The sequence below is a fragment of the Haloferax sp. s1 genome (genome assembly GCF_058382125.1).
The window spans coordinates 2762-11602 of the sequence record NZ_JBZRPK010000647.1; the positions used below are offsets into that span (position 1 = coordinate 2762).

An 8841-nucleotide genomic window follows, 5' to 3' on the forward strand; every position below is an offset into this window, starting at 1 on the left:
CGACGCGCGCGGCCGTGCGCGCGCCCGCGGGGGAGCGGAGCGGGGGGGACCCCGGGGCGGCCGGGGACGCCATTCAGGAGGCGCTTCTCGGCGGCCGGTGCTACGAACCACAGGACGGCGTGCTGAAAGCTATCTAAGTCGTGTCCGAGCCGCTCGTCGAACCGATTCCCGGCCATCCCGCCGCTGTCGCCCGAACAACGCGCCGCGGGTTCCCCGAGCGTTCACTCGTCGTCGCCGACTACCACGCCGGTATCGAGTCCGGACTGCGGTACGAACGGGGGGTCGAACTCCCGTCGAACGCCGCCGTCCGCCGCGAGCGACTGCTGTCGCTTCTCGACCGAACCGGAGCCGACCGTCTGGTCGTCCTCGGCGACCTCGGCCACCGCATCGGCGACCCGCGAGGCGACGAAGCCGAAGAGCTGCGTGACCTCGTCGACGCCGTGCCCGACCGCGCCGAGTTGACGCTCGTTCCCGGGAATCGCGACGGCGGCCTCGCGGACTTCTTCGATGACCGCGTCGAGGTGACCGCCCGTACCGGCGTCCGACTCGGCGACGTGGGATTCTGCCACGGCCACACGTGGCCCTCACGGGAGGTGCTCGCCGCCGACGTGGTCTGTTCGGCCCACGAACACCCGGCGGTCAGACTCGAAGACGAAGTCGGCGGCGCGCGAAAAGAGCGCGTCTGGCTCCGCGGGTCGCTCGTTCCGGACGTGTTCGCCGACCACTTCGAGGTGGACGCATCGGTGTTGGCGTGGCACGACCCCGAACTAGTGGTGTTTCCGGCGTTCAACAACACCTCCGGCGGAACGTGGGTCAACGTCCCCGGGCAAGGCTTTCTGTCGCCGTTCCTCCCGGACGGGCTGGTCGGTGGTGAGGCGTACCTGTTAGATGGAACGCGGTTGGGTGACTACCGGAACGTCTGAGGGCCAACGAGCGGACTACCCGAAGACGAATACGAGGACGAACACTGCAGTACTCCCAATGCGTGTGATTCGTTGCCATCCCGACCCTTCGCGGAAGTGTTCGGGAACACCCGATTCTCGTTCTCGAATCGCGTACACGACTGATACGAGCGTCACGGCCAGAAGCGCCGCGGTGAAGACGAGTTGCCACAGTTCGGCGTCGCCGTCGTCGGCACCGAACATGAGGAGTACATTCCCGAGCGTGAACCCCGCCTGCAACAGCCAGAACGTTCGTTCCGGGGTCACAGTGTCACACCAACCTCGGTGAGTGGCACCCACATCAGGCGACCACCGAAACGAGCTCCCACGAATTCATCACGACGTATCGGACTGCGCTCCCGACGACGAAATGGACGAGCGGGCCCCACTCTGTCGCTACACTGTCGTCGCCGGGATACCAGAGTCCGTTCACTGCGGCGGGAATCACAGCAGCCACCACAGCCGTCGCGACGATTGCGATGACGATTCGGGGACACGACCGAACTTGACGCACACGAAACATGAATCCGCCGGAGATGACCACCCCGAGCGGTGCGCTTAATCGCCTCGAAGCGTAACCTCGGTCGATGCCAGACGGCGAGGCCGCCGGAATGGACGCCTTTACGAGGCTCTCGCAACCCGTCCGCAACGCCCTCTCGGAGCGCGGATTCACGACGCCGACCGAGCCACAGCGTCGTGCGATTCCGCCGCTCGCCGCTGGAAAGAACGGTCTCATCATCGCGCCGACCGGGACCGGAAAGACGGAGACGGCGATGCTGCCGGTCTTTTCGGCCATCGCCGACGCGGAGGACCGATTCGGAATCTCCACACTCTACATTACCCCGCTTCGGGCGCTGAACCGCGACATGCGCCAGCGCCTCGATTGGTGGGGCGAACAACTCGACATCGACATCGACGTTCGCCACGGCGACACCACGCAGTACCAACGACAGAAGCAGGCCAACGACCCGCCGGACGTGTTGGTGACGACGCCCGAGACGTTGCAGGCGATGTTGACCGGAAAGAAGCTCAGAAAGGCGCTTTCGGACGTAGAACACGTCGTCGTCGACGAGGTCCACGAACTCGCGTCGGCCAAGCGCGGCGCGCAGTTGACCATCGGGTTAGAGCGTCTTCGAGAACTCGCGGGGCCGTTCCAGCGAATCGGTCTCTCGGCGACCGTCGGGTCACCGGCGGAAGTCGGGAAATTCCTGACTGGCGACCGCGACTTCGAAATCATCGAAGTCGACGTGGACAACCGCGTGGAGTTCGAGGTGGTCAGGCCCGAAGTAACGAACGAGGACGAGCGATTGGCGGGGAAACTCGCCACCGACCCCGAAATCGCGAGTCACGTCCGGACGATACGCGACATCGTCCGCGACCACCAGTCGGTGCTCGTCTTCGTCAACACCCGCCAGCCTGCGGAAGCGCTCGGCTCTCGGTTCAAGGCGCTCGACGACCCTATCGAAGTCCGCCACGGGTCGCTCTCGAAGGACGTGCGAATCGACGTGGAAGACCGATTCAAAGCCGGTGAGTTGGACGCGCTCATCTGTACGTCGTCGATGGAACTCGGCATCGACGTGGGCCGGGTCGACCACGTCGTTCAGTACAATAGTCCGCGCGAGGTCGCCAGACTCCTCCAGCGCGTTGGCCGCGCCGGACACCGGTTGGGTGTCGTCTCTCGGGGAACCATCGTCACGGACCACCCGGACGACACGCTCGAAGCACTCGCTATCGCCCGTCGGGCCGAATCAGGCGAGGTCGAACCCGCGCGCGTCCACCACGGCAGCCTCGATACCGTAGCGAACCAAATTGTGGGCATCGTCATGGACTACGGCGACGTCTCGGCCCGACGGGCCTACGAAATCGTCACGCGGGCGTACCCTTTCCGAAACCTGTCGGAAGACGACTTCCGCGCCGTCGTCCGCGAACTCTCGGGCAACAGACTGCTCTGGCTGGACGAGGAGAAGGACTGCCTCGAAAAGTCGGGCGGCACGTGGCAGTACTTCTACGCCAATCTCTCGATGATACCCGACGAGGAGACCTACGACGTACACGACATGTCTTCGCGTCGGCAAATCGGAACCCTCGACGAAAAATTCGTCCTCAACTTCGCCTCGCCGGGAGCGACGTTCATCCAGCGCGGCGAGATGTGGCGCGTCAACGATGTAGACGACGAAGCGGCGCGGGTGAACGTCTCGCCCATCGAAGACCCCGGCGGCGAGGTGCCGTCGTGGGTCGGCTCGGAGATTCCTGTTCCCGCGCCCGTGGCTGGCGAGGTGGGCGAACTCCGCGATGTAGCGGCACCCCAATTCAACTCGGGTGCAGACCGCGAGCACGTCGCCCGCGATGTCGTCATGCGGTACCCGACCGACGAGGGAACCGTCTCGACGGCCTTGGGTCCCATCGAGCGGCAGGCCGAAACTGGCGCGTCGATTCCGACCGCCGACAGACTCGTCCTCGAAGGGTCGCCACGGAAGGTGACGCTCAACTCCTGTTACGGCCACCGGGTGAACGAAACGCTCGGGAGGCTTCTGTCGGCGCTTATCGGCCAACGAACCGGTTCGTCGGTCGGGATGGAAGTCGACCCGTATCGGGTCGAGTTCGACGTGCCGGGGAACGTCAGCCCGACGACGTTCGCCGAGGTGCTTCGGGAGACGGACCCGAAACACGTCGAAGCGCTGCTCGAACTCGCGCTGAAGCGCTCGGACTCGCTGAAGTTCACGCTCGCGCAGGTCGCCGCGAAGTTCGGGGCGCTCAAGCGCTATCCGGGAAAGAGCCGCTTCGGCGGCGACAGACTTCTCGCGGCGCTCGAAGACACCCCCATCTTCGACGAAGCAATCAGAGAAGTGTTCCACACGGACCTCGCCGTCGAGGAGGCGGTCGACCTGCTACGGCGCATCCACGACGGCGACGTCGAACTCGTCGTCGCCCGCGAACCGACACCCATCGGTACCGGCGGCCGGAGTTCGGGAACCGACTTGCTCGTCCCCGAGAACGCCGACGCCAGCGTCATCGAGACGATTCGAGAGCGGATTCAGAACGACCGGGTGCTCCTCGCGTGTCTCCACTGCAAGGAGTGGACGCGGAAGACGAAGGTCAAACGCGTGCGCGACCCGCCGACGTGTCCGAACTGCGGCGCGACCCGCGTCGCCGCCCTCAACCCGTGGGACGAAGAAGCGGTGAAAGCGGTTCGAGCCCCGGAAAAAGACGACGAACAGGAGCGCCTGACGAAGCGGGCCTACCGCTCTGCGAGTCTGGTGCAGGCCCACGGGAACAAAGCCGTCGTCGCGCTCGCGGCCCGCGGGGTCGGCCCGCACAACGCGGCCCGAATTATCAACAAACTCCGCGACGACGACGCAGACTTCTACCGCGACATCCTCGAACGCGAGCGCGAGTACGCCCGGACGCAGTCGTTTTGGGACTGATTCGACGTCGCCGTCCGCCACGAATGCCGCCTACTCCGCGATAGCCCAGTCTTCGAGAATCTCGGTCGTCGCGCTGGCAAGCGCCTCGAAGTCCTGCATGGAGATGCCGTCGGTCGTGACGAACACGCCGAAGTCCTCGATGGTGATGCGGACGAGATAGCCGTTTTCGAACACGCGAATCGTGTACTGGTAGTCGCCGAGTTCAGACCCCCGATAGGCGTCTTGGGTCATCTTGAAGTCGTGCCACTCGTTGCCGATAAAGGAGTTCAGGTCGGCTTCCTGTTCGAGGTCGTCGCGGAGATAGACCTGCACGTAGTCGAAGCGATTGAAGTACGTAATCGACCGAAGACTGTCGCCGACGGCGGTTCGGCAGGTCGAAACGAGTGTTTCCTGTGCTTCGTCGGGGAGGAGATTGGACATCACCTTTCGGTGTGTTATGGAATAACAAATAGGCGGCGTCTGCGGCAGGTGCCGTGGCAACCCAACGACTGCTGGTTCGTATTTCCCTATTCTATTCCTATCCCGACGCATAGGCGTCGCGGTAGTCGCGCTCGCGCCGAATGAGTTCCTCGACGCCGTATTCGAGGATATCCTCGCCAAGGGACGTGGCGCGGTAGTACGCGAACAGGCCATCCTTGTCGGCGCGCGTTTGTTTCCGCTTCTCGACCAGACCCGCGTCCACGAGTTTTTGAAGGTGGTAATGAAGCGTGTTTGCCCGAACGTCGAGCGCCTCCTCCAGTTCTTTCGGGCTTCGCTCGCCGAAGTGGACCAACCGGTACAGGAGGGTAAACCGCGTTCGGTCGCCGATGGCCGCCTGCATGTCGAGATACTCGTCCAGCGTGAGGACGCTCGTCGGCGGCAGTAACTCGGCGGGGTCTTCGGGAAGTCCGTCCGAGTTCGCCGGGTTGTTCGTCGCCATCTCAGTTCGATAGATGGTCCGTATCGGCTTAACAGTTCTTGAGTCGAATACCGCTGAAAAGGCCGTTTTTTATATATGGGTCCGGTCAGTACGGTGGTGTATGTGCGACACCATCACACGCGACGATATTCGAGCGGCCCTCGGGAAGACCACCTACGACCGGTTTCTCGTCTACGTGATGGGTCCCTACAAGTCGTTTAACCTGAACTACATCCTCTCGGAGCGGGAACTAGCTGACATCGACATCGCGGACCTCCCTGGCCCGATTCGGCGACTGTTTTCGGCGCGCGACGACATCGACGACGCGCTCGCCCTGCTTCGTCGTGTACAGGGGACGCTCCGGGCTGACCCCGGTGTGAATGCATTTCTCGCAGTCGACATTGACGTGGATACTGACGAGGTCGATGCTGCAACACAGAGCCTTGCCTTTGCGGAGGCGGGCAACGCCACCGTGTTCGTTCTCCCCTTCCTCGGGCACAATTTCGGCGTCGGCGAAGAGGCCGGGTCGGTCCTCGAACGCCTCTCGGAGACACACGGCGACCGAATCGTCTTCGTCCACGAGGCGACGGTCACGAGCGAGATGATTCGGGCGGCCCGAGCGCGTTGGGACCTCAGGGTCGAAACCTACGACACCGAAGAAGAACTCCACAAACGCATCCGACTGTTCGTTGCGGACGTGATGAATCGAGAACTCCACGGCGATTTGGAGCGACTCGATTAATTTGTTCATCGCTACCATACAACTCATTAAATTTAACTGACATACAGGCAACTGCTCATTCGTCATGCCCGACGACGCACTCGGACTGGCGATGCTCGATAGATTTCGCGGGTGCCTGCGCGCGCCCTGCGTCTACCGCGACAGCGCGGAAGATGGTGATGCCCACATCTACGAGAACTATCTCGTCCCATCCGAGAAGTGGCCCGAGTCGAAGTGGGAGTTTCTCGACTCGCTTCGGACGCCCGTGTTAGATGTCGGTTGCGGCGCGGGTCAGCACGCGCTCGCCGTGCAGGAACGCGGCGATGTCGTCGCCTTCGACGTGAGTCCGAACGCGGTTCGCACGGCCCGGGAACGAGGCGTCGAGATAGCCTTCGTCGGCGATATGTTCGACCCGGCGGTCGAATCCGGGCGGTTCGAGACGATACTCGCAATCGGAACACAAATCGGACTCACGGGGTCGCTCGACGGGCTTGCGGACCTGCTCGCATCCTTCGACGAACTCACCACTTCGACGGGTGAACTCGTCGTCGACTCGTACGACCCGAATCGTATCGACCCCGAGGAGTTCTTCGGCTACAGACCCGACTCACGACCCGGACTCGCGCGCCGACAGTTCCACGTCGAATACGGCGACTTGCGGGGGCCGGACCTCGACTTCCTCTTAGTCTCGCCGGAGCGACTCCGAGAAGTCGCCGCCGATGCGGGTCTCGACGTTGCCGACGTGACGTACTCGAATCCCGAGTCGAGTTACTACCGGGCGCGACTTCGCTGACGAATCTGAGTCGAGCTATTACCGATTCGACTTCCGACGAATCGGCGGGTTCGTGTTTCTCCCGTCGAAACACCACGTTCACGACACACCTCTGTTGCGAGTGAACATGGGACACAGCTTGTACCGAGTTCCGCTATTCTCAGCTCTCAGACCAGCGTCGGCGAGACGGAGTCGAGCGCCGCGTCGAAGTGCTCGCGGGTGATTCGAATCTCGTCGGTGTGGTCGTTCGCGGTGGTTCCCTCGTAGGCGTTGGCGACATCCTGAATCGCCCTGAGCGCGGCCTCGCGGCACACGGCTGCGACATCCGCGCCGGTGTAGCCGTCCATGTGAGCCGCCACGTCGTTCAGGTCGACGTCGGAACTGAGCGGCTTGTTCCGGATGTGTACGTCGAGAATCGCGCGGCGGGCTTCGATGTCCGGGGCGGGGACTTCGACGTGAGTCTCCAATCTGCCGGGGCGGAGAAGCGCCGGGTCGATGGTGTCGCGCCGGTTCGTCGCCGCGAGGACGACGAGGTTCGGATTGTCGGCGGCGTTGTCCATCTCGGGCAGGAGTTGCGAGACGACGCGTTCCGTGACGCCGGAGTCCGACCCGACGCTGTCGCGGTTGGTCGCGATGGCGTCGATTTCGTCGAAAAAGAGGATGCTCGGTGCGGCCTGTCGGGCGCGCTCGAAGACCTCGCGGACGGACTTTTCGGACTCGCCGACGTATCGGTCGAGGAGTTCGGGTCCGGCGACGTGGATGAAGTTGACGCCGCTTTCGGCCGCGATAGCGCGGGGGAGAAGCGTCTTCCCGGTCCCCGGCGGGCCGTGCAGGAGGACGCCAGTCGGCGGGTCGGTTGCGGCCGCCTCGAACAGCGGCGCGTAGGTCAAGGGCCACGTCACCGCCCGTTCGAGCGTCTGTTTCACGTCGTCGAGACCGCCGACGGCCTCGAACCCTTTGGTCGGTTGCTCGGCGACGTACTCGCGCATCGCCGAGGGTTCGACCGACGCCATCGCCGTCTCGAAGTCGGCGCGGGTCACCGTCATGTCGGTGACGGACACGCTTTCGCCCTCCCGTCGAACCCGACGAAGCGCGGTCATGGCCGCTTCTTTCGCCAGCGATTCGAGGTCGGCACCGACGAATCCGTGGGTTCTGGAGGCGAGACGCTCGATATCCACGTCATCCGCGAGCGGCATCTGCCGGGTGTGTACGTCGAGAATTTCTCGACGGCCGGTTTCGTTCGGGACGCCGATTTCGATTTCGCGGTCGAAGCGGCCGCCGCGGCGGAGCGCGGGGTCGAGGTTGTCGGCGCGGTTCGTCGCGCCGATGACGACTACGTCGCCGCGGGCGTCGAGACCGTCCATCAGCGAGAGTAGTTGACCGACGACGCGGTTTTCGAGGTCGCCACCGTCGTCGCGCTTTGCGGCGATGGAGTCGATTTCGTCGAAGAAGATGATGCTCGGCGCATCCTCGCGGGCCGACTGGAACACCTCACGGAGTTTCTCCTCGGATTCGCCCTTATATTTCGAGAGCACTTCGGGTCCGGAGATGGTGGTAAACGTGGCGTTGACCTCGTTGGCGACGGCCTTCGCGATGAGCGTCTTCCCAGTCCCCGGCGGGCCGTGCAGGAGGACGCCCTTCGGCGGTTCGATGCCGAGATGGGCGAACACCTCCGGTTCCGACAGCGGGAGTTCAATCATCTCCCGGACCAAATCGAGTTCGTCGTCGAGACCGCCGATATCCTCGTAGGTAACGCCGGTCGCCCGGCCGCGCTCGGAATCGCCGTCGTCAGTACCGGTCACGCTCTTGACGGCGTCGCGGACGGCCTCGCTCGCCCCTTTCGAGCTTTCTGCGGTCACAGTCACTCGCGTCGAGTCGGTAACTCGAACCACGCCGTCCGGTTGGGTTTTGCTGACGACGAGGCCAGCACCAGCGAGTCGTTCGACGCGGACGCGGTCGCCGGACTGGAGCGGTCGATTCCGAATCTCCGATTTCACCACTTCCTCGATGGTTTCCCGGTCGACGCTGGTTCGCTCGAACGCGCCGGGACCGGTCAGCGTCACCGCCCGCGCGTCTTCTACGTC

General features: G+C 63.8%; 9 protein-coding genes. 4 read left to right on the forward strand and 5 right to left on the reverse strand.

Annotated elements, in window-relative coordinates:
• Positions 1 to 140 precede the first annotated feature (140 nt).
• Entirely contained in the window at positions 141 to 923 is a 783-nt protein-coding gene (locus QT222_RS14695; RefSeq protein WP_491477593.1) for a metallophosphoesterase, read from the forward strand.
• Positions 924 to 938: 15 nt separating this feature from the next.
• On the opposite strand, the gene QT222_RS14700 is transcribed toward QT222_RS14695, so the two are convergent.
• Together QT222_RS14700 and QT222_RS14705 are read right to left on the reverse strand one after the other, a co-directional pair.
• Complete coding sequence (locus QT222_RS14700; protein WP_491477594.1) at positions 939 to 1208, reverse strand: hypothetical protein; 270 nt, start codon at positions 1206 to 1208, stop codon at positions 939 to 941.
• A 34-nt stretch (positions 1209 to 1242) separates the two neighbouring features.
• Positions 1243 to 1464, reverse strand: a complete 222-nt coding sequence (locus tag QT222_RS14705) for a hypothetical protein (RefSeq protein ID WP_204365878.1) — start codon at positions 1462 to 1464, stop codon at positions 1243 to 1245.
• 64 nt (positions 1465 to 1528) lie between these two features.
• On the opposite strand from QT222_RS14705, the gene QT222_RS14710 reads away from it, so the two are divergent.
• Positions 1529 to 4366: a DEAD/DEAH box helicase gene (locus QT222_RS14710; RefSeq protein ID WP_491477595.1), complete on the forward strand. Its 2838-nt coding sequence runs from the start codon at positions 1529 to 1531 to the stop codon at positions 4364 to 4366.
• Between the two features lie 30 nt (positions 4367 to 4396).
• Here the strand turns inward: QT222_RS14710 and QT222_RS14715 are convergent, their stop codons facing one another.
• Positions 4397 to 4786, reverse strand: coding sequence for a DUF7522 family protein (locus tag QT222_RS14715; RefSeq protein WP_004057067.1), 390 nt, complete (start codon positions 4784 to 4786; stop codon positions 4397 to 4399).
• Positions 4787 to 4883: 97 nt separating this feature from the next.
• Positions 4884 to 5285: an ArsR/SmtB family transcription factor gene (locus QT222_RS14720; RefSeq protein WP_491477596.1), complete on the reverse strand. Its 402-nt coding sequence runs from the start codon at positions 5283 to 5285 to the stop codon at positions 4884 to 4886.
• A gap of 100 nt (positions 5286 to 5385) precedes the next feature.
• Here QT222_RS14720 and QT222_RS14725 point away from each other — a divergent pair, with 100 nt between their 5' ends.
• Positions 5386 to 6006, forward strand: a complete 621-nt coding sequence (locus tag QT222_RS14725; RefSeq protein WP_491477597.1) for a DUF7509 family protein — start codon at positions 5386 to 5388, stop codon at positions 6004 to 6006.
• Between the two features lie 64 nt (positions 6007 to 6070).
• A complete protein-coding gene (locus tag QT222_RS14730; protein WP_491477598.1) occupies positions 6071 to 6778 on the forward strand; it encodes a methyltransferase domain-containing protein in 708 nt (235 codons plus the stop codon).
• A 146-nt stretch (positions 6779 to 6924) separates the two neighbouring features.
• On the opposite strand, the gene QT222_RS14735 is transcribed toward QT222_RS14730, so the two are convergent.
• Positions 6925 to 8841, reverse strand: a 1917-nt coding sequence (locus QT222_RS14735; RefSeq protein WP_491477599.1) for an AAA family ATPase, incomplete at its 5' end; no start/stop codon positions are given.

What these genes read in the sequence shown, in the direction of transcription:
- QT222_RS14710 (WP_491477595.1), top strand. Translation starts at nt 1,529, where the DNA reads ATGCCAGACGGCGAGGCCGCCGGAATGGACGCCTTTACGAGGCTCTCG.
- QT222_RS14730 (WP_491477598.1), top strand. Translation starts at nt 6,071, where the DNA reads ATGCCCGACGACGCACTCGGACTGGCGATGCTCGATAGATTTCGCGGG.
- QT222_RS14705 (WP_204365878.1), bottom strand. Translation starts at nt 1,464, where the DNA reads ATGTTTCGTGTGCGTCAAGTTCGGTCGTGTCCCCGAATCGTCATCGCA.
- QT222_RS14715 (WP_004057067.1), bottom strand. Translation starts at nt 4,786, where the DNA reads ATGTCCAATCTCCTCCCCGACGAAGCACAGGAAACACTCGTTTCGACC.
- QT222_RS14720 (WP_491477596.1), bottom strand. Translation starts at nt 5,285, where the DNA reads ATGGCGACGAACAACCCGGCGAACTCGGACGGACTTCCCGAAGACCCC.
- QT222_RS14725 (WP_491477597.1), top strand. Translation starts at nt 5,386, where the DNA reads ATGTGCGACACCATCACACGCGACGATATTCGAGCGGCCCTCGGGAAG.